The organism is Dehalococcoidales bacterium (genome assembly GCA_041656115.1).
Taxonomy (GTDB): domain Bacteria; phylum Chloroflexota; class Dehalococcoidia; order Dehalococcoidales; family UBA5627; genus UBA5627.
In genome coordinates, this window is record JBBAED010000003.1 from 32,849 (window position 1) to 51,913 (window position 19,065).

Consider the following 19,065-nt stretch of genomic DNA (forward strand, 5'->3'; position numbering starts at 1 on the left):
AATAAATTTTGATTGCAAATAAAAAAGAGGGGCGAAATTTTCGCCCCTCTTTTACGTTATTGTGTTTTATATCTATCCGACTTTGGGTAACTTTGTTAAGGCTTCTTGCATTTCTTTTTCGGAAAATTCCAAATCCTGGAGCTTGCCTTGCAGATAGGCATCATAAGAGGAAAGGTCGAAGTGTCCGTGGCCGCTGAGACAAATCAGGATATTTTTCGATTCGCCCGATTCTTTGCATTTAACCGCTTCGTCAATCGCAACTCTAATTGCGTGAGTCGATTCGGGTGCACTCAAGATGCCTTCGGTGCGCGCAAACAAAATACCGGCTTCAAAGGTGGATAATTGCGGTACTGCTCTGGCTTCGATAATTCCAAGATTATAAAGATGCGAAACGATAGGAGCCATTCCATGATAGCGCAGACCGCCGGCATGCACGGGCGGAGGCATGAAATTATGCCCTAAAGTGTGCATCTTGAGAAGAGGGGTCAGCCCGGCAACATCACCGTAATCATAAGCAAAGGGTCCCTTGGTAAGGGTTGGGGTTGCCGTCGGCTCAACACAGATTACGCGCATATCCGGTTTGGCGCCGCTCATTTTATCTCTCAGCCAAGGGATAAATAAGCCGGCAAAATTCGAACCGCCGCCGACGCACCCGACGAGAATATCGGGATATTCACCGGCCATCTCCATCTGTTTGATTGTTTCTTCACCAATTATGGTTTGGTGCAGTAAAACATGATTTAAAACGCTGCCAAGGGCATAATGGGTATCATCTCGGGAAACGGCATCTTCAACCGCTTCACTGATAGCCAGCCCGAGGCTGCCGTTGCAATCCGGGTCGATTGCCAGCATATCCCTTCCGGCCTGCGTATCCATGCTGGGGCTAGCAACACAGGTTGCACCGTAGGTTTCCATTAAGATACGGCGGTAAGGTTTGCTGTTATAGCTGACTTTAACCATATAAACCTTACATTCCATATCGAAAAGTTGGCAGGCAATTGAAAGAGCGCTTCCCCATTGACCGGCGCCCGTTTCGGTGCTGATACGTTTAATGCCCTCTTTTTTATTGTAATAAGCCTGAGGGATTGCGGTATTGAGTTTGTGGCTGCCGGCAGGGCTTGTCCCTTCGTATTTGTAGAATATCTTGGCAGGTGTATCCAAGGCTTTTTCTAATTGATAAGCCCTGTGCAGGGTGGTTGGCCTGTAGGTAAGCAGAATTTCTTGAACTTCCTCCGGAATTTCAATATAACGTTCCGGGCTGAATTCCTGCATAATCAGCTCCATCGGAAATAGGGGCGCTAAGTCCTCCGGTGTTATCGGTTTACCGGTAACGGGGTGTAAGTCAATCGCTAACGGCTCGGGTAAATCCGGCAAAATGTTGTACCATTTTGTGGGCATATCCTTTTGGTCCAGAAAAAACATTGTTCTTTTCATTTTAGTCTCCCTTCCTTTTATAAATTTTTATTTTTAATTGCTTGAATTCGCTTAATAACAAAAAACCCCTTCAACCTCAAACGGCTGAAGGGGCATAAGGTCTACCTACGCGGTGCCACCCTTCTTAGTCCGCAATAAAACGGACCATCTTAATTCAGATACATAAGAATATCTTCGGATTTGATAACGCTTCCTCTGCGGTAAAGCCTACTTGTAACATCTTTCGGCTTACGGCTCCCAGGCCCATTCGGCTTCTGCGGCGGCATCGGCTCACACCTTACCCGACTCTCTGTGCCCCGTCTTAAAACTTACTAACCCTGTTCACAGCCTTTGAATATTCAACTGAGGTTTACTATAAAACATTGCTTGTCTGTTTGTCAAGCCCTTGCGAAAGATAAAAAACGGTTCTCCAAAAAAGTATTTAACATTCGTTTTGAAAAGAAATCCGATTCGCTTAATTTATAAAAAATTTGTATTTAAATTTCTTGACACATCAAGAAAGCAAAGGGTAGAATAAGCTGGATTGACGATTGCAGAGGAGGCGTTTTTAATGGTAGAGATGACGGTTGACAGCGTGCGTATCGGTATGATGAACAGAAATATGGAATATCAGTATGTTGTTCTTCTCAAAGAAAAAGCAGCCGAGCGGTTTCTGCCGATTTTTATCGGTCCGGCCGAAGCAAAGGCTATCCTTATAAAGCTTAAGGGAGAAAATGTCCCTCGCCCCTTAACTCACGATTTGTTGCAAACGGTAATGGCAACAACGGGTGTTACGGTTGATTCTATCCTTATAAATGACCTTAAAAGCGATATCTTTTATGCTAAAATCATACTTAATATCGACGGCAGGCAAGAAGAAATCGATTCGCGGCCGAGCGATGCGTTGGCTCTGGCAGTAAGAATGGACACGCCGATATTTGCCGACGAATCCGTTTTGGAAAAGGCCGGAATCCCGCTGGATCAGGACAAAGAAACCGGTGACCCCATTTTGCCGAAAGAAGATTACGGTGAAATTGAAAGCAAGGGCGGCAAAGTAAGCGAAGAAGAAATGAAAAGGCTTTCCGCTTTCCGCGATTTTATTGATAATCTTGATATGGATGATTTCGGGAAGCATAAATCTTAAACTTTGAAAAATAATAATAAGCCTCAAAAAAATGGGGGCTTATTATTTTGTCTTTTTGTATACTGAAGTTATACACAAATGTGTGTATAGGCTTGTGTTAATAACAAGAAATAAACTGTTTTATAGGCTTGACTTAAGGCGTCTTAATTTGATATGCTTTCTGGCAGGTTGACTAAGCCGTGAGGATTAATAAATGGCGTTCAGCCGTACAGTTTATAGGGGCGGGGTGGTACATAGTGCTGGCAATAGCAGGTTGTACACTCGGCGGTCTTTGGCTTGATAACAGATTTGATACCAAGCCAATTTTTATACTAATCGGATTATTCTTAGGGCTTATTTTAGCGTTTTACGGTGTGTATAGGATGGTTTTAGTGCTTATGAAAGACAAGGAGAACGACTAGTGGCAAAAAAGAAAGGCTGTTTGGGTTGCTCTTTTCCAGTTGCTATTATAATTCTTTTGGCTTTATTGGGTATCGGGGTTGTCAGCTTCCTGAGCGGTACGCTCGGTAAAGTATTCTTTGGTGATTTGGGTCTTCCCGCTTGGCTTTCCGTGCCCACTCCGAGTCCGGAAATTCCGGCATCAACACTGTTTCATGTTTTCAATTATCCCGTTACCAACACGACCATAACCGCTTGGTTGTCAATTATTCTTTTGACGGTTGTGTTTTACTTTGGCACCCGCAAACTAAAAATGGTTCCGGGTCGCTTCCAAATGGCGCTTGAATCCGTTATCGGCTATGTCAGCGATTTATGCAACGATGTAGTCGGTGAAAAATACGGGCGCAAGTTCTTTGTATTTGTTACCACTATTTTCCTGTTTGTTATTACCAACGCTTGGATGGGGTTAATTCCCGGTGTAGGGTCTATTATTGTTCATACAGCCGAGGGTGAAGCCGAACTCTTTAGGGCCGCTAACACTGATATTAACCTGCCGTTGGCATTGGCAATCCTCGCGTTCTTTTTTATTGAATATTGGGGTATTAAAATTAACGGTTTCAAATACTTTGGCAGGTTTGCCAATACCCGTAAATTCACATCTTCAACCGGTAAATTACTAAAGGGAGATGTTAAGGCCGGAATCGGCGGTATGCTGCTCGGTTTTATCGATATTTTCATCGGAATTATTGAACTCTTCAGTGAGCTGATGCGCATTGTCAGTTTTACCTTCCGACTTTTTGGCAATATGATCGGCGGTGAGATACTGCTTCTTATGATGTTATCGCTCGCGCCTTTCCTGTTGGCGATTCCTTTTTACGGATTGGAAGTCCTTGTCGGCTTTATCCAGGCGCTTGTTTTCTCAAGCCTGACATTGGTGTTCACTCAAATGGCTATTACACCCTCGCATCAAGAGGATTAATATAAAAAGACTTAAAAAGAGTAAAATTTTTTGGAGGCATTAATATGGAAGTAGAAGCATTGAAATTATTAGGCGCAGGTTTATGTATGGGCTTGGGTGCTATCGGTCCCGGAATCGGTATCGGTGTACTTGGCGCCGGAGCTGTTCAGGCGATTGCCAGGAATCCTGAAGCCAGAGGTCAGATTTTTACTAATATGATCTTGGCGCTTGCTCTTTCCGAAGCGTGTGCTATTTATGCTCTGGTAATTACTATTTTACTTCTGTTTGTTGTTTAGTCGCGAAGTATAGAGGAGGATCCTTTTGGAAGGATTAGGAATCAATTTACCATTATTAATAACACAAATATTTAACTTCGGGCTCCTTTTAGTCCTGTTGTATATATTTGCCTATAAACCGATTATGAATATGCTTGACCAGCGTTCGGCAAAAATTAAGGAAAGCATTGACCAGACGGAGCAAATAAAAGAACAGGCGCAGCTTGCGGAAAAAGAGACGGCAAGGTTAATCGGCGAGGCCAGCAAAGAAGGTCAAAAGATAGTTGAGCAGGCTACGCTCGTTGCCGAAGAAACCAAGCAGAAGGCAAAACAGGATGCAAAAGTTGAAGCCGAAAAGCTGTTAATCAAGGCGAAAGCGGAAATCGAAAGAGAACGCGACGAAGCTATCGGAGAACTTCGCAGTGCTTTTGCCGATTTGGCGATAATTGCCGCCGGTAAAGTAATTGCCGGTTCGTTAAGCGAAGAGCAGCATCGCCAATTGATAGACAAGGTGCTTGAAGAAAGCAGCGTTCTGAATAAAAATTAGTTAAACGGTTTTTGGAGTTAAAGTGGCAAAAAAATTTTCTGCCAGAAGATATGCGCAGGCGCTCTTTGCCGTAGCGCAAGAGAAAAACAGGCTGGATGAAATATCGGTTGAGTTGGAGAATGTTGTTCAACTTAATTTCGATTCTGTTGTTTTCGCTTATTTGAGTAACCCGGTTATCAGTTTCAAAGAAAAAGAAACCTTGCTTGCCGGAAAGTTGCCGAATGTAGAGGAAACAGTTGTTAATCTAATCTATTTATTATTGGCTAACGGCAGAATAGATATGCTTCCTTCTATTATTAACGAATATCAGCAAATGGTTGACGATACCAAGGGTGTTGAGAGGGCCGAGGTTGTTACCGCTGTTCCTCTTACCGATGCCTTGAGAGGAAAAATCGCCGGCCGTTTGGGTGAAATGTTAAATAAGAAAATTGTAATTGAACCGGAAAGCACCGATCCGGGGTTAATCGGTGGGGTTGTCGTCAAGATTGGCGGTAAGTTGCTTGATGGCAGCACGAGGACTGCTTTAAATAATCTGAAAAAAGAAATCAGTTAGTTTGTATAACTACCAAGCTGTACACAGGAGGTGGGTAATTTGGCTAAGGGACAAGAAATAGTTTCAATCATCAAGCAACAAATTGAACAATTCGGCACCCAGGTAAATCTGGTTGACGTCGGAACGGTTATTGAGGTCGGCGACGGAATTGCCAGAATTTACGGGTTGGCCGGTGTTAAATACAATGAAATGTTGGAGTTTCCCGGTGATGTAGTCGGTATAGCGCTTAACTTGGAAGAAGACAGCGTTGCCGCTATCCTTTTGGGCGATGCCGATAACATTAAAGAGGGCGACGAAGTTCGTGCCACCGGTAAAATCGCTGAGGTTCCGGTTGGCGAATCCTTAATCGGCAGGGTTGTTGATCCTCTGGGGAGGCCTTTAGACGGTAAGGGTCCCATCAAAACACAAAGTACTCGCCCCCTTGAAAAAGTTGCTGCCAACGTTGTTTCACGTAAGTCGGTTAATACCCCGGTCCAAACCGGTATTAAAGCGATTGACAGTATGATTCCCATTGGCAGGGGGCAGAGAGAGCTTATTATCGGCGACCGTTCAACCGGAAAGACTGCGGTTGCCTTGGATACGATTGTTAACCAAAAAGGCGGCGATTTATATTGTATTTATGTCGCTATCGGACAGAAGGCTGCCAAGGTAGCTCAGATTGTCGCTAACTTAGAGGCACAGGGCGCTATGGAACATACCATTGTTGTCGCTGCCAATGCCTCCGAATCGGTTGCCTTACAATATTTGGCTCCGTTTGCCGGTTGTGCTATCGGCGAAGAGTTTATGGAAAACGGCAAAGATGCCCTGATTGTTTATGACGATCTTTCCCGACACGGATGGGCATATCGCCAGTTATCGCTTTTACTTAGAAGGCCTCCCGGGCGAGAAGCCTATCCCGGAGATGTCTTCTATTTACACAGCCGTTTGTTGGAAAGGGCTGCCAGGCTCAACGATGAGTCAGGCGGCGGTTCTCTTACGGCGCTCCCGATTATTGAAACACAGGCCGGCGACGTTTCGGCTTATATCCCGACCAACGTTATTTCAATTACCGACGGTCAGATTTACCTTGAACCGGATCTCTTTAACGCCGGTATCAGACCGGCCCTTAATATCGGTATTTCGGTATCCCGCGTCGGCAGTGCGGCCCAAACCAAGGCTATGAAGAAAGTGGCTGCCAAGTTGAAATTGGCAATGGCACAATACCGGGAATTGGCCGCTTTTGCTCAGTTTGGTACCTCGGAGCTTGATAGAGCAACCAAATTGCAGATTGACCGGGGCAAGAGAATTGAAGAGGTTTTAAAACAGCTCCAATTCGAACCGATGCCGGTTGAAAAGCAGGTCATTATTCTCTTTGCCGTTATCAACGGTTATATTGATGATTTGCCTGTTGATAGGGTCAAAGAATTCGAAAACAGATTGCTTAGTTCGATGAGTTCAACTCACTCCGAACTGGTTCAGAAATTGGCAAAAGAAAAGAACTTCGATGACAAAATGGAAGAGGAAATGAAAGAAGCGATTGAAGATTTCAAGAAAAGCTTCAAGTATGTCTAGGAGTGTAAATGGCTAACATACGACTGATAAGAAACCGTATAAGGGGCGTAAAAAACATTGCTAAGATTACCAAAGCAATGGAAATGATTGCCGCTTCAAAAATGAGGAAGGCCCAAGAATATGGCTTGGCCGGTCGTCCTTATTCGGAAAAAATTACGCAGGTTATTTCCAACTTGATGGCATTTACTTCCGGGCAGCCCTTGCATCCGTGCTTGGAAAGCAGGGAAGATGTCAAAAAGATTACTATAATTCATATAACACCCGATAGAGGCCTTGCCGGTGGTTTGGTCGGTAATATTAACCGCGTTACCGGTCGGTTTATTTTAGAAAAAAACACCAAAGTCGGCGTTATTGCCGTTGGGAAAAAGGGCTTGGATTTCTTAAGAAGAACCGGCCGTCAAATCGATGCGGAATTTACGGGTTTAGGAGATTATCCCGATTTGCTTTCGACCTTACCGATTTCTCACATTGTCCTTGACGAATTTCCCGCCGGTAATACGGACGAAGTATACATATCATATACCAAATTCATTAACACAATGTCACAGCAAGCGGTGATGGAGAAGTTGTTGCCCGTTGAGCCGGCTAAAATTCCTCCCACCGAAAATATTCCCTATACCTACGAGCCCGATGAAATTGCTGTTTTGAACGGGCTTATCCCTCGCTTTGTGGAAATGAAGGTATATCACGCAATTTTGGAATCTATCGCCAGCGAGCAATCGGCCAGAATGGTGGCAATGCGTAATGCTACGCAAAATGCCAAGGAATTGGTTCAGGATTTGACGCTGGTTTACAATAAAGCAAGACAAGAAATGATAACTAACGAGTTGCTGGACATTACCGGTGGCACAGCAGCTCTTGAGTAGGAGGAAGTAATGGCAAAAGGAAAAGTTGTCCAAGTTATTGGTTCGGTTGTTGATATTCAATTCCCGCCTGACGAACTGCCCGCACTTTTTAATGCGGTAGAAATCGGCAGCGGCGATGATAAGTTTATCTTGGAAGTCCAGAGTCATCTGGGTAATAACTGGGTGCGATGCCTTTCATTCACCCCGACCGATGGTTTAGCCAGAGGCGTAGAGGCGGTGGATACCGGGAAATCAATTATGGTTCCGGTTGGAGAGGCATGTCTGGGGCGTTTGTTTGACGTTACCGGCGCGGCTTTAGACGGCCGCGGAGAAGTTAAAAGTGAAGAGAAGTGGAAAATCCATCGCAATCCTCCTTCTTTTGAAGAGCAGGAATCTTCTGTTCAAATGCTTGAAACCGGTATTAAAGTTATTGACCTTATCACTCCTTTTGCCAAGGGCGGTAAAGCCGGCCTGTTAGGCGGTGCCGGTGTCGGTAAAACCGTCGTTATTCAGGAACTGATTCGTAATATTGCTACCGAGCACGGCGGTTATTCCGTGTTCGCCGGAGTTGGAGAGCGTTCCAGAGAGGGTAATGACCTCTGGAAAGAAATGGAAGAATCCGGTGTTTTGGCTAAAACCGTTATGGTCTTCGGTCAGATGAACGAGTTGCCTGCGGTGCGTTTACGCGTGGCTCTGACCGGTCTTACAATGGCCGAGTATTTCCGTGATGTCCAAAAGCAAGATGTGTTAATGTTTATTGATAATATTTATCGTTACACACTGGCCGGTATGGAAGTTTCCGCTTTGCTTGGTCGTATGCCTTCGGCGGTTGGTTATCAGCCCACGCTGGCGACTGAGATGGGTATGCTTCAAGACAGAATTACATCCACCAAGCAGGGTTCAATTACTTCATTCCAAGCTATTTATGTTCCCGCCGATGACTATACCGATCCCGGTGTTGTGGCAACTTTTGGTCACCTTGATTCGGTTATTGCTCTGGAAAGATCTTTGGCTGAACAGGCGCTTTATCCGGCGGTTGATCCTCTGGCATCGAACTCGAGGATTTTGGCTCCGGAAAATGTCGGTGAAGAACATTATTTTGTTGCCCGTGAGGTTCAAAGGATTCTGCAAAGATATAAAGACTTGCAAGATGTAATAGCCATTCTCGGTATGGAAGAATTAGGCGAAGACGATAAACTTATTGTTTACCGTGCCCGTAAGATTCAGAGGTTCTTAACTCAACCATTCTTTGTCGGTGAAGTATTTACCGGACGTCCCGGAAAATATGTACCGATTGCCGAAACTATCAGAGGCTTTAGAGAAATTCTTGACGGTAAACACGATGATTTACCGGAGCAGGCTTTCTATATGGCCGGTACTATTGATGACGTTTTGGAAGCTGCCGAAGCATTGAGAGCGGAATAAGCGAGGGCTTAATATGAGTACAATTAAATTGGATATCGTAACGGCTGAGCGGTCGGTTTATTCCGATGATGTGGATATCGTTATTGCCCCCGGAATTGAGGGCGAACTCGGTATCCTCCCCAATCATGCGCCGATAATGACTATGCTCCAACCGGGTGAGCTGGTTGCCCGCAAAGGCAACGAAGAGTATTCGCTTGCTATCTCCGGCGGCTTTTTGGAAGTCCGCCCCGAGGGTGTAATTGTTTTAGCCGATTCCGCCGAAAGGGCAGAAGAGATTGATATTGCCAGAGCCGAAGAAGCTAAGGCACGCGCCGAAAAATTGATGTCTGAGAAATATGCCTCAGGCGAAGATATCGGTGCCTCGGAAGCCGCTTTACGCCGCTCTTTGGTCAGACTTAAGGTTGCCGAAAGGCGTAAGAAAAAGACCCCGCGTTATTAAATCGTTCTAATTACAGATTAAAAAAAGGATGGGTTTTATCCCATCCTTTTTCATTTCTTCTTTTACCGCTAAGACACAACAAACCGTACAAATCGCCTTGTGATTTGCCGTAGTTCGGAATTTATTTATCTGTTAACGGATGTAAACTAGATTATATCAAGAGTGGCGCGAGTTCCGGCTTTGGCGGCTTTCACTCTGATTAAAGTCCTGATTGCTTGGGCAATTCTGCCTTGTTTACCGATTATTCTGCCTTTATCTTCATCGGCAACCTGTAACTTGAGGGTGATTCCCTCTTCTCCGTCTTCTTCAGTCACAACCACAGCATCCGGTGAGTTTACAAGAGACTTTGCTATGTATTCTACCAGTTCTTTCATGATTTCTCCTTTGTCGCCTTAAACTTATCTAAAATTCCTGCTTTTTTAAGCAGGCGACTAACGGTAACCGTGGGCTGGGCGCCCTGACCGAGCCATTTTAGGGCTTCCTGTTCGTCGATATTTACCGTCTCAGGGTCAGTCATAGGGTTATACTGCCCGATAATTGCGATAAAATCTCCGTCCCTGGGTGAACGCGAATCGGCAACAACGACACGATACGCCGGTTTTTTAATAGAGCCAACACGTCTTAATCTGATTTTTACCATATTTTACAGTTCTTTCCTACCTTACTTTCGTGTATTATGCAACAAAATATACGTACATGTCAACAGTATTGAAATGTTGCGTCTCTAAATCATACCTGCTTTCGGCCTAAAATTCAATCATAACAATACCGATTTTTAAGTAAATACTTGAGAGCGCTTAAAATCAAAAACCAGCTTTGCCCCGTATGAAGCCTCGGATATCTTCGTCTAGCCGCTCTTACAGCGTTTGAGGGCTTACGGTGTTATCCTAAATCTTCCTTGAGCCTCTCTTTTTAAATAATGACTTGTAATAAAAGAGGCTAATAAATTAAACTAATTAAACCGATAGAATTTTTTAAGGAGTATTATGAGCGAGCTATCGAATAAATTGGAAGATTTTAAACAAAGAATTTCATCAGCATTGGTGCGTCTTTGACGTCCCTGCCAAAGAAAAACAGATTGCCGAGATAGAAGAGCAGATTTTAGCGGAAGATTTTTGGCAGGACTCCGCAAAAGCTCAAGAGGTTATGCGCTTTTTGTCCGATCTTAAAAAAACGGTTGAACAATGGCGCGGTTTGGAGTGCAAAGTATTTGACATAACCGAACTGGCGGAGCTTGTTGCCGATGATAATGAACCTTCTTTAGACCGCGAAATCAATAAAGAAATCGATTCCATAGAATCTCAGATTGAAGAACTGGAATTTAGGTTATCTTTTAGCGGCGGTTATGATAAGAACAAAGCCATAATTTCAATTTATGCCGGTGCCGGCGGTGTTGAATCCCAGGATTGGGCCGAGATGCTTTTACGAATGTATCTGCGTTGGGCCGAAAATAAAAAGTACAATGCCGAGGTGCTCGATATTTCCTACGGCGAAGAGGCCGGTATTAAAACCGTTATACTTTCGGTGGCGCAGGAATTTGCTTTCGGGTATTTAAAATCGGAGCACGGGGTGCATCGGCTTGTGCGCCTTTCTCCGTTTGATGCCGATCATGCCCGCCATACTTCGTTTGCCTTGGTTGAGGTAATGCCCGAAGCGGAAGGGGATGTTGATATCAATATTATCCCCGACGACTTAAAAATCGAAACTTTTAGAGCCAGTGGTCCCGGAGGGCAAAACGTGCAAAAAACCAGCAGTGCGGTTAGGATTACTCATATCCCGAGCGGTACGGTGGTTAGCTGTCAAAGCGAGCGTTCTCAGCACCAAAACAAAGAGTCGGCAATGAAGATTTTACTTTCCAGGCTCCTCAAACAAGAGCTTGAAAAACGTGCCTTGGAAAGGGCAAAGCTAAAAGGGGAACGTATCGTTGCCGGTTGGAGCAATCAAATCAGAAGTTATGTTTTACATCCCTATAAAATGGTTAAAGATCACCGCACCGATTACCAAACGGGTGATCCGGACGCGGTCTTGGAAGGTGATTTGGACGGGTTTATTAACGCCTATTTAAGGTCCGGGCTCGGAGATGACAATGATTAAAAAAGCGGCAATTGTTCTGCTTTCGCTAATACTGATGACAGTCTCCTGTAATCCGTTTCTTGCGCAAAGCAGTTCGTTAAATGCCGTTAAACTCAACGATTCGATAGCGGTTTCTTTCCCCGATTCAATTCGGTTTAATCTTGGTATTGAAACCGATATCGCAATCAAAGATGTCAGGCTCCATTTTTTTGTCGAAAGAGCAAATTTCAGTGAAGTTACCCAAGAAATTATTCTGTACGTCAATCCATTACCTCAACGATATTACGAGTTTAGTTGGGAATGGGATATGCGCACCACCGGTACAATGCCATCCGGCACGGTTATCCGATATTGGTGGTCAGTTATCGATATTAGTGACAACCTGTATTTAACCGAAATAACCCCGTTTAGTTTTAACGATGGAAATTACAACTGGCAAAATTTAAACGAAAATAATGTTTCTTTATATTGGTATCAAGGCAGTACAAAATTTGCCGCCGAGTTAATGGAAACATGCCAGGATACCCTTTTAAGGTTAGGGGAGAGTACGGGTTCCTACCTTGAATTCCCGATTCGTATCTATATCTACTCAAGTTCTTCGGCATTAAGAAAAGCGATGCTTTTTGCCAAGGAATGGACAGGCGGTGTGGCTTACCCCGCTTACGGAGTGATTGCCATCGGAATTTCAACAACCTCTGTTGAATGGGGTAAAAGGGCGCTGGCGCATGAAATAGCGCATTTGGTTACCCATCAAATGACTTCAAATCCTTATAACAGCATTCCGATTTGGTTAAACGAAGGGATATCGATGTATGCCGAGGGTGATTTGGAATCGGAATACGAATATTTCTTAAAGTCGGCGGTTACCGATGGAACATTGCTGTCGGTACAGAGTTTGTGCAGCCCGTTTTCTGCTGCTCCCGAACTTGGCTATTTGTCGTATGCCGAAAGCTACAGCCTGGTTGCTTTCTTAATTGAAGAGTACGGTCAAGCCAAAATCCACGAGCTGTTGAGGGTATTCAAAAACGGGTCAACTTACGATAACGCCTTTTTAGAGGTTTACGGGTTTGATTTGAAAACCTTAAACACCAAGTGGCATTCGTATATTAGCGGAGTATACGCTAATTAGCGGCAGATGATTATGAAAAAGAGATTATCTTTAATCGGTTCAATTATATTTGCTTTTGTTTTACTGTTTAGCACAATTCCGGCGGCTTGTAATTGTGAATGGATAGAAACAACTCCTGTTTCGGGGGATGTTCTGAATCTCTACGGCGATAATCCCTATACCCTCGACCCGGCGCTGGCCGGTGATTCCGTTTCCGTAAATTACATTCTCCAGATTTTTAGCGGGCTTGTCACTTTTAACGATAATCTTGAGGTTGTGCCTGATATTGCCGAAAACTGGGAAATAAGCGATGACAATTTAAAATACACCTTTTACTTAAAAAAGGATGTTTATTTTCATAACGGAGAAAACGTAACCGCCCGGGATTTCAAATATTCCTGGGAACGTGCGTGCAATCCTTTAACGGGCTCACAAACGGCATCGATGTATTTGGGTGATATCCTTGGGGCAACCGATTTTATTTTGGGGCGCACAAACTCAATTAACGGCGTTGAAGTAATTAACGATTATACGCTGCAAATAACCTTGGGAAAACCGGTCAATTACTTTTTGGAGAAACTAAGTTATCCGGTTTCCTTTGTCCTCGATCGGAACAATATCTCCGACGGTAAAAATTGGTGGCTAAAACCTAACGGCACCGGACCTTTTCAGCTTTCCTCCTGGAAAGAAGGCAGTGAGCTGGTTCTTAAGCGTAACGATAACTACTACGGGAACGTTGCCAAATTGGATTACGTTGTTTACAAAATAATGGCCGGTATCGAATTCGATATGTATGAAACCGGTGAAATCGATGTCTGTAACGTCGGGCTTAGTAACATTTATCGCGTTACCGATAAGGACGGAGGGTTCTATAATCAATTTTACAGCATTCCCGAATTAAGTTTGATGTATATGTGCTTTAACTGCTCAGTCCCTCCGTTTGACGATAAAAATGTTCGCCGTGCATTCGCAATGGCTATCGATAAACAAAAACTTGTTTCTTTAGTGTTTAACGATACGGTAACCGAGGCTGACGGTATCGTTCCCCTGGGGACGCCCGGTTATAGTGAAAATATTATGCCGTTAGCCTTTGATAAAGAACAGGCTCTGTTACTGATTAACGATTCAATATACGGTGACGTCGCAAATTTACCCGAAATTGTGATTACCTCCGGCGGGTACGGCGGCAGGATATCAACAGTCTTGGAAGCGGTTATTAACGAATGGCAGATAAACCTCGGTGTTACGGTTTCGGTTAGACAACTCGAACCCCAAGTCTTCTTATATTCGCTTGCAGAGGAAAAAGACAACGTCTTTTTATGGGGATGGAGTGCCGACTACCCTCACCCGCAAAATTTCCTTCAAATCCTGTTTTACGGCGGCTCCGAGGGTAATTACGGTCAGTACGTAAGTAACGATGTCGATAATTTGCTTCGGTTGGCGGCGGTCGAACAAGATATCAACCAAAGTCTTAAACTTTACGCTGAAGCGGAGCAAATTTTAATTGATGATGCGGCTTGTATCCCTTTATACTTCGGTAAAAACGATATTTTGGTTAAGCCGTATGTCGGAGGGTATAATTTGAATGCCTTGGGAACGGTGAAATTAAATGAGGTTTATTTAATAAAGTAGATGGCGGAGGGGGTGGGATTCGAACCCACGGTCCTCTTGCGAGAACAACGGTTTTCAAGACCGTCACCATAGACCACTCGGACACCCCTCCCGCTAAAAAACAATATACATTATAGCGGATATGGGCGATAAATTGCTAACATCCTCATTAAGGAGTAATATATTACAGAGGTCGTAAGATGCAGCAATATTACTGGAACGTACAAAAGAAAATACTGGTGCAGAGAGACATAATTCGCTCACTCCTTAAAGACCCTAAAGTGATTGGGGATTATTACGAAGCGATTATTATGGAGGCCGTCAGAGAAAGTATATCGCATTACTTTTCGGCAAAACGAGGGGTTATCCTTTCGGCAGACGGACAAAGCACCCGCGAATGCGATATCATTGTTTACAGTTCCGCCGAATACGGCCCTCTCTTTCTTTCCGGTGATATCGTTGTGGTTAACCCCGAAGCCGTCCGATGTGTAATCCAGGTTAAGGGTACGCTAAACAAAGATAATCTCAACGAGGCAATCAAGAATCTGCAATCCGTTGATAAACTAAGACCCGGTATTTGGAAATTGATACTCGGTTACAGCACTAAAATGCTTTATAACGACATTATGAAGGTTTGTGCCGATTCGCGTTCCGTAAACGGTGTTTTTGTTCTCGCCAGCACCAACAAGGACGAAACGGAAGATATCACAATGCAAATGCAGAATTTTGTTGAGCTTTTGAAACTGATTGCCGCGCCTACGATGTATCAAACCAAGGATGCGGGTGATTATGTTGCCATCAAACCGTCAGGTGAGGGCCGGATTGAAGGGGTTCCCTTCCCTGACTGATGTGATTGCATTAAACATAATTTTGTAAATTATTCTTGCGGATTATCTGCGTTTTCGGGTTTTGATTCTTCCGCGCTATCTGATTCTTCTTCCGCCCCGGATTTATCCTCGGCTTCGTCTGTTGCGGCTTCATCGGCGTTTTCCGGTTTGGTTCCGTCGTCTTCAAAGACATATTCAAAATCGGGGTCAGTGGCTTCGTAATAGTCCAACTGGGCGTCCAGAGTCTTTTTTACTTGGTCATCTTTATCAACTTCATCGTTGAATTCTTTGTCGTCGATTAACGCCGTTAGGTAAAGGTATCCGCCCTCAAGCAAACTGTTAACCACAAAGGGCATGCAGAGTCCGTTTAAGTTTAGTTCATTAAACTTGTCGTAATAGAAGGGCAAGTATTCAAAAGCTTCCGGTATCATCAGAATCAGTTCTTGGTTTATACTGTCCGGATTATCGGGGTCGCAATATTCGGGCGGAGAAACGGCAACCTGGCTTGAACAAACAAGGGGGCGTATTCCGTAAATCATACAGGCGTTATCTTTCAAAAACGGGCACGGGATTTTCAGTTTGGCATAACGCGCACCCAGTTCTTCCAAATCGCGGCTTTTCTCCGAATCAAATTCGGATTCCCATAAAGCATTGTAGGCTTTTTGAAAATCATCGATTATGCTTTTGTTTTCCCCTAATGCTTTTTCCCATTTTTTGTAATTATTAATGAAATTAACTAATTTGCGTTCGTGATTGTAAAGGTAATAAACAATCGCTTCGCATTCTTGCAGAGAGGCGGGGATATATTGCGAGCAGCACATAGAGCAGCCCTTATGGCAGGATATTGTCCTTTCGCTGTTTTGAACCTCTTCGATTTGTTGTTTGTAGATAAAATCATTCAAACTTTTTAACTGTTTTTCCTGGTTTTTGGCGAACTCTTCCCTTTTTTTGCCGAGTTCTCCGACATAAGCGATTTCCCGGTTCAAGCGATAAGGATCAAAGGTTTTTTCGTTAAATTGTAATCCCGCGGTTACCGGTTTTTGGTTGTAACAACAGTTTTTGTATTTCTTGCCGCTGCCGCAAGCACATAATTCGTTTCTGCCAATATTTTTTTTGGGTTCCATTATGCCTCTCTTTTCATAAAATATCCCCTTGGGAAACTCAGATTATTTTATTGTTTTAACACCCATATAGGGTTGTAATATTTCGGGAACGGCAATACTGCCATCGGCTTGCTGATAGTTTTCCATAACCGCGATGACCACTCTCGGGAGCGCCAGCCCCGAACCGTTTAAAGTATGGACATACTGCGGCTTGCTATCGGCAGAAGGGCGGTATCTGATGTTGGCCCTGCGTGCCTGAAAATCACCGCAATTGGAGCATGAACTTACCTCAAGCCATTCCTGGCAACCGGGCGCCCACATTTCGATATCGTACGTTTTAGTCGAAGCAAAACTGATATCGGCGGTACATAATTTCTTGATTCGGTACGGGATATCGAGTTTACGGCAAATATCGACTGCATTATCAACCATTTTTTTAAGCTCATCGTTGGAATTTTGCGGTTCGGTAAATTTGTACATTTCCACCTTATCAAACTGATGGCCTCTTTTGATACCGCGGGTGTCTTTGCCCGCCGACATCTTTTCGCGCCTAAAACAGGCGGTATAGGCCACATAGTTGATGGGCAGGGATTCGGCCGCGATGATTTCATCACGGTGCATATTGGTAAGCGGTACCTCTGCTGTGGGTACCAGCCAAAGATCTTCTTCGATATCACGATAGAGGTTATCGGCAAATTTAGGCAAGTTGCTTGAGCCGACCAAACATTCTTTTTTAACCATATAAGGCAAATAGGCCTCTTGATATCCGTGTTCTTCCGTGTGGAGGTTAAGCATAAAGTTGATTAGCGACCTCTGCAAGCGCGAACCCAATCCTTTAAGGACATAAAAACGGGTGCCGGATAATCTAACGCCTCTTTCGAAATCGATAATCCCGAGCTTTTCGCCCAGTTCCCAATGCGGGGCCGGAGTAAAATCAAATGTACGCATCTCCCCACAGGTTTCTACTATGACGTTATCGTCTTCGCTTTTACCAATCGGAACGGAATCCTGCGGGATATTGGGAACACGCAATAACAGGTCATCAAGCCGCAGATCGATTTCTCTCAGTTCATCATCGATAGTTTTAATCTGATCGCGGATTTCACGGCCCCTTTCCGCTGTTTCGGCGCCGCCCGTTTTTGCTAGGTTTTTACGTTCAAAACGCAGCTCTTCGACAAGCGACATCTTTTGCCTTTTGCTAACATCAAGCTCAAGTATCTCATCTACCGAGGCATTATCGTTTCTTAAGGCAATTGCCCGACGGACAACATCCGGATTTTCTCTTATAAACTTAGGGTCTAACATATCCTATTCCTTTTCTCGAAGCTGCGGGAAGAGAATTACCTCGCGGATTGATTGCCGGTTGGTAAGAAGCATCACTAAACGGTCAATACCGACTCCCAACCCCCCCGCCGGCGGCATTCCGTAAGCCATCGCCGTCAGGAAATCCTCGTCTATAACTTCCTGTTCTCCGTCTTTGTTGCGGCTTCTCTGTTGGTCAACAAACCTTTCTCTTTGGTCAATCGGGTCGTTAATCTCGGAAAAGGCGTTTGCCAGTTCCATTCCGCATACGTATGCTTCGAACCTCTCTACTATATTATCATAACCCGGTTTCTTTTTGGCAAGGGGCGACATATCCAACGGATAGTCGTATAAAATTGTCGGTTGTACCAAATGGGGCTCGACATATGTGCCCAAAAGCTCATCAATTAAACGGCCGCGGTCTTTTGTCGGGTCAACTTCCATGTTTAACCGCAGCATTTCGTTTCTTAACGATTCAACGTCCGGAAACTGCAAGTAATCAATTCCGCTGTATTTAATAACCGTTTCGCGTAAGTCCAGCCTTTGCCAGGGCGGGGTAAAATCAATTACGTTATCGCCGAAATTAAACTTAAAGCTGCCGGATATCTCTTTAATAACAAAAGAAACCATATTTTCCAGAGTGTTCATTACGTTTTCGTAATCGGCATAGGCCTCATAACATTCAAGCATTGTAAATTCGGGGTTGTGCCTGACCGAAAGCCCCTCATTGCGGAAAATCCGGCCCACTTCGTAAACTTTATCAAAGCCGCCGATAATCAGCCTCTTTAAATGCAGCTCAAGCGCAATGCGCAAGAAGAAATCACAATCAAGCGAATGATGATGGGTTACAAAAGGTCTGGCGAGGGCTCCGCCGGCAGAAGGTTGCAATACCGGTGTTTCCACCTCCAAAAAACCGTTTTCGTTAAGATATTTCCTCACTGCTGCAATTATGCGGCTGCGCATTTCAAAGGTTTCTTTAACTTCGGGGTTGCTGATAAGATCCAGATATCTTTGGCGATGCCTGGCATCAACATCTTGCAAGCCGTGGTATTTTTCCGGCAGCGGCAACAAGGATTTAGACAAAATATCGAACTTTTCGGCGCTTATTGTCGGTTCTCCGGTTCTTGTACGCAATAAACCGCCTTTAACGCCGATAAAATCGCCTATATCAAGGTCTTTAAAAAGCTCGGCCGACGTTTCATCGGTAAGAAACGCCCCCGTAAAAATCAACTGAATCTTTCCCGAACCGTCTTGAATATCCAAAAATGAGCTCTTGCCCATCTTGCGGATTGCCATTACACGCCCGGCAATACTGATGGTTTCGGGTTCGGTTATCCCCGCCTGTTCGTTTTTCTCCAAAAGCGCCCGAGCTTCTTTGGCGGTGTGGGTGCGCCCGTACTTTTTGGGATACGGGTTAATCCCGCGACTGCGCATTCTTTCCAGTTTGTCTAATCTTTGTTGTGTTAAATCATCTAATCTCGAAGCCATAATGATCCTTTTAAAAACTAATTTG

General features: G+C 44.3%; 20 protein-coding genes, 1 tRNA gene and 1 other annotated feature. Of the genes, 14 read left to right on the forward strand and 7 right to left on the reverse strand.

The features are described from left to right. Positions 1-72: 72 nt before the first annotated feature. Positions 73-1,434 (reverse strand): TrpB-like pyridoxal phosphate-dependent enzyme, encoded by a 1,362-nt coding sequence (locus WC958_02690; protein MFA5629150.1) that lies wholly within the window; start codon positions 1,432-1,434, stop codon positions 73-75. An 85-nt stretch (positions 1,435-1,519) separates the two neighbouring features. Then, positions 1,520-1,768: a binding site (T-box leader), on the reverse strand. Between the two features lie 216 nt (positions 1,769-1,984). Here WC958_02690 and WC958_02695 point away from each other — a divergent pair. The 10 genes from WC958_02695 (at position 1,985) to WC958_02740 (ending at position 9,528) form a co-directional block, all read left to right on the forward strand. Next, positions 1,985-2,557 carry a bifunctional nuclease family protein gene (locus WC958_02695; protein ID MFA5629151.1) on the forward strand — a complete coding sequence of 191 codons (573 nt, stop codon included), beginning with the start codon at positions 1,985-1,987 and terminating at the stop codon, positions 2,555-2,557. Positions 2,558-2,736: 179 nt separating this feature from the next. Continuing rightward, positions 2,737-2,958, forward strand: a complete 222-nt coding sequence (locus WC958_02700) for an AtpZ/AtpI family protein (protein MFA5629152.1) — start codon at positions 2,737-2,739, stop codon at positions 2,956-2,958. Beyond that, positions 2,958-3,914 (forward strand): FoF1 ATP synthase subunit a, encoded by a 957-nt coding sequence (locus WC958_02705; GenBank protein MFA5629153.1) that lies wholly within the window; start codon positions 2,958-2,960, stop codon positions 3,912-3,914. Before WC958_02700 ends, WC958_02705 begins: the two co-directional genes overlap by 1 nt. A 44-nt stretch (positions 3,915-3,958) precedes the next feature. Next, positions 3,959-4,189, forward strand: coding sequence for an ATP synthase F0 subunit C (gene atpE / locus WC958_02710; GenBank protein ID MFA5629154.1), 231 nt, complete (start codon positions 3,959-3,961; stop codon positions 4,187-4,189). A gap of 25 nt (positions 4,190-4,214) precedes the next feature. Beyond that, positions 4,215-4,715, forward strand: coding sequence for a F0F1 ATP synthase subunit B (atpF, locus tag WC958_02715; GenBank protein ID MFA5629155.1), 501 nt, complete (start codon positions 4,215-4,217; stop codon positions 4,713-4,715). Positions 4,716-4,737: 22 nt separating this feature from the next. Next, complete coding sequence (atpH, locus tag WC958_02720; GenBank protein ID MFA5629156.1) at positions 4,738-5,268, forward strand: ATP synthase F1 subunit delta; 531 nt, start codon at positions 4,738-4,740, stop codon at positions 5,266-5,268. Between the two features lie 39 nt (positions 5,269-5,307). Then, the gene (gene atpA / locus WC958_02725; protein MFA5629157.1) at positions 5,308-6,819 is read left to right on the forward strand and encodes a F0F1 ATP synthase subunit alpha; all 1,512 of its coding nucleotides are present in this window, start codon (positions 5,308-5,310) and stop codon (positions 6,817-6,819) included. An 8-nt stretch (positions 6,820-6,827) separates the two neighbouring features. Continuing rightward, positions 6,828-7,685 carry an ATP synthase F1 subunit gamma gene (atpG, locus tag WC958_02730; GenBank protein MFA5629158.1) on the forward strand — a complete coding sequence of 286 codons (858 nt, stop codon included), beginning with the start codon at positions 6,828-6,830 and terminating at the stop codon, positions 7,683-7,685. A 9-nt stretch (positions 7,686-7,694) separates the two neighbouring features. Then, the gene (gene atpD, locus WC958_02735; GenBank protein MFA5629159.1) at positions 7,695-9,089 is read left to right on the forward strand and encodes a F0F1 ATP synthase subunit beta; all 1,395 of its coding nucleotides are present in this window, start codon (positions 7,695-7,697) and stop codon (positions 9,087-9,089) included. 13 nt (positions 9,090-9,102) lie between these two features. Then, the gene (locus tag WC958_02740) at positions 9,103-9,528 is read left to right on the forward strand and encodes a F0F1 ATP synthase subunit epsilon (protein ID MFA5629160.1); all 426 of its coding nucleotides are present in this window, start codon (positions 9,103-9,105) and stop codon (positions 9,526-9,528) included. A 146-nt stretch (positions 9,529-9,674) separates the two neighbouring features. On the opposite strand, the gene WC958_02745 is transcribed toward WC958_02740, so the two are convergent. Continuing rightward, complete coding sequence (locus tag WC958_02745) at positions 9,675-9,902, reverse strand: KH domain-containing protein (GenBank protein MFA5629161.1); 228 nt, start codon at positions 9,900-9,902, stop codon at positions 9,675-9,677. After that, a complete protein-coding gene (gene rpsP / locus WC958_02750) occupies positions 9,899-10,168 on the reverse strand; it encodes a 30S ribosomal protein S16 (GenBank protein ID MFA5629162.1) in 270 nt (89 codons plus the stop codon). Before rpsP ends, WC958_02745 begins: the two co-directional genes overlap by 4 nt. Positions 10,169-10,514: 346 nt before the next feature. On the opposite strand from rpsP, the gene prfB reads away from it, so the two are divergent. From prfB to WC958_02765, 3 genes are all read left to right on the forward strand, one after another. Further along, positions 10,515-11,622, forward strand: a protein-coding gene (gene prfB / locus WC958_02755; protein MFA5629163.1) for a peptide chain release factor 2 whose coding sequence is annotated in 2 segments (ribosomal slippage) — positions 10,515-10,580 and positions 10,582-11,622 — 1,107 coding nt in all. Because the reading frame shifts where the segments join, the coding sequence is not laid out codon by codon here. Continuing rightward, complete coding sequence (locus WC958_02760) at positions 11,615-12,730, forward strand: peptidase MA family metallohydrolase (protein MFA5629164.1); 1,116 nt, start codon at positions 11,615-11,617, stop codon at positions 12,728-12,730. Before prfB ends, WC958_02760 begins: the two co-directional genes overlap by 8 nt. A 12-nt stretch (positions 12,731-12,742) precedes the next feature. Next, positions 12,743-14,341: a peptide ABC transporter substrate-binding protein gene (locus tag WC958_02765; protein MFA5629165.1), complete on the forward strand. Its 1,599-nt coding sequence runs from the start codon at positions 12,743-12,745 to the stop codon at positions 14,339-14,341. A 1-nt stretch (position 14,342) separates the two neighbouring features. Here WC958_02765 and WC958_02770 read toward each other — a convergent pair. Then, positions 14,343-14,432 (reverse strand) — tRNA-Ser (locus WC958_02770). Between the two features lie 88 nt (positions 14,433-14,520). Between WC958_02770 and WC958_02775 the strand changes: the two genes are divergently transcribed. Continuing rightward, on the forward strand, positions 14,521-15,168 hold the full coding sequence (locus WC958_02775; GenBank protein ID MFA5629166.1) for a DUF6602 domain-containing protein: 648 nt from the start codon (positions 14,521-14,523) through the stop codon (positions 15,166-15,168). 29 nt (positions 15,169-15,197) lie between these two features. Here WC958_02775 and WC958_02780 read toward each other — a convergent pair whose 3' ends face one another. From WC958_02780 to lysS, 3 genes are read right to left on the reverse strand one after another with little or no spacing between them, the layout of a single operon-like run. Next, positions 15,198-16,271, reverse strand: a complete 1,074-nt coding sequence (locus WC958_02780; protein ID MFA5629167.1) for an SEC-C domain-containing protein — start codon at positions 16,269-16,271, stop codon at positions 15,198-15,200. 42 nt (positions 16,272-16,313) lie between these two features. Beyond that, positions 16,314-17,555 carry a serine--tRNA ligase gene (serS, locus tag WC958_02785; GenBank protein ID MFA5629168.1) on the reverse strand — a complete coding sequence of 414 codons (1,242 nt, stop codon included), beginning with the start codon at positions 17,553-17,555 and terminating at the stop codon, positions 16,314-16,316. Between the two features lie 3 nt (positions 17,556-17,558). Continuing rightward, positions 17,559-19,040 carry a lysine--tRNA ligase gene (gene lysS, locus WC958_02790; GenBank protein ID MFA5629169.1) on the reverse strand — a complete coding sequence of 494 codons (1,482 nt, stop codon included), beginning with the start codon at positions 19,038-19,040 and terminating at the stop codon, positions 17,559-17,561. Between the last annotated feature and the right edge of the window lie 25 nt (positions 19,041-19,065).

Excerpts from the sequence above, each read along its gene's own strand:
- atpG (MFA5629158.1), top strand. The coding sequence starts at position 6,828 with ATGGCTAACATACGACTGATAAGAAACCGTATAAGGGGCGTAAAAAAC.
- WC958_02780 (MFA5629167.1), bottom strand. The coding sequence starts at position 16,271 with ATGGAACCCAAAAAAAATATTGGCAGAAACGAATTATGTGCTTGCGGC.
- WC958_02745 (MFA5629161.1), bottom strand. The coding sequence starts at position 9,902 with ATGAAAGAACTGGTAGAATACATAGCAAAGTCTCTTGTAAACTCACCG.
- atpE (MFA5629154.1), top strand. The coding sequence starts at position 3,959 with ATGGAAGTAGAAGCATTGAAATTATTAGGCGCAGGTTTATGTATGGGC.
- lysS (MFA5629169.1), bottom strand. The coding sequence starts at position 19,040 with ATGGCTTCGAGATTAGATGATTTAACACAACAAAGATTAGACAAACTG.
- atpD (MFA5629159.1), top strand. The coding sequence starts at position 7,695 with ATGGCAAAAGGAAAAGTTGTCCAAGTTATTGGTTCGGTTGTTGATATT.
- serS (MFA5629168.1), bottom strand. The coding sequence starts at position 17,555 with ATGTTAGACCCTAAGTTTATAAGAGAAAATCCGGATGTTGTCCGTCGG.
- WC958_02765 (MFA5629165.1), top strand. The coding sequence starts at position 12,743 with ATGAAAAAGAGATTATCTTTAATCGGTTCAATTATATTTGCTTTTGTT.
- WC958_02695 (MFA5629151.1), top strand. The coding sequence starts at position 1,985 with ATGGTAGAGATGACGGTTGACAGCGTGCGTATCGGTATGATGAACAGA.
- WC958_02760 (MFA5629164.1), top strand. The coding sequence starts at position 11,615 with ATGATTAAAAAAGCGGCAATTGTTCTGCTTTCGCTAATACTGATGACA.
- WC958_02740 (MFA5629160.1), top strand. The coding sequence starts at position 9,103 with ATGAGTACAATTAAATTGGATATCGTAACGGCTGAGCGGTCGGTTTAT.
- WC958_02775 (MFA5629166.1), top strand. The coding sequence starts at position 14,521 with ATGCAGCAATATTACTGGAACGTACAAAAGAAAATACTGGTGCAGAGA.
- WC958_02690 (MFA5629150.1), bottom strand. The coding sequence starts at position 1,434 with ATGAAAAGAACAATGTTTTTTCTGGACCAAAAGGATATGCCCACAAAA.
- rpsP (MFA5629162.1), bottom strand. The coding sequence starts at position 10,168 with ATGGTAAAAATCAGATTAAGACGTGTTGGCTCTATTAAAAAACCGGCG.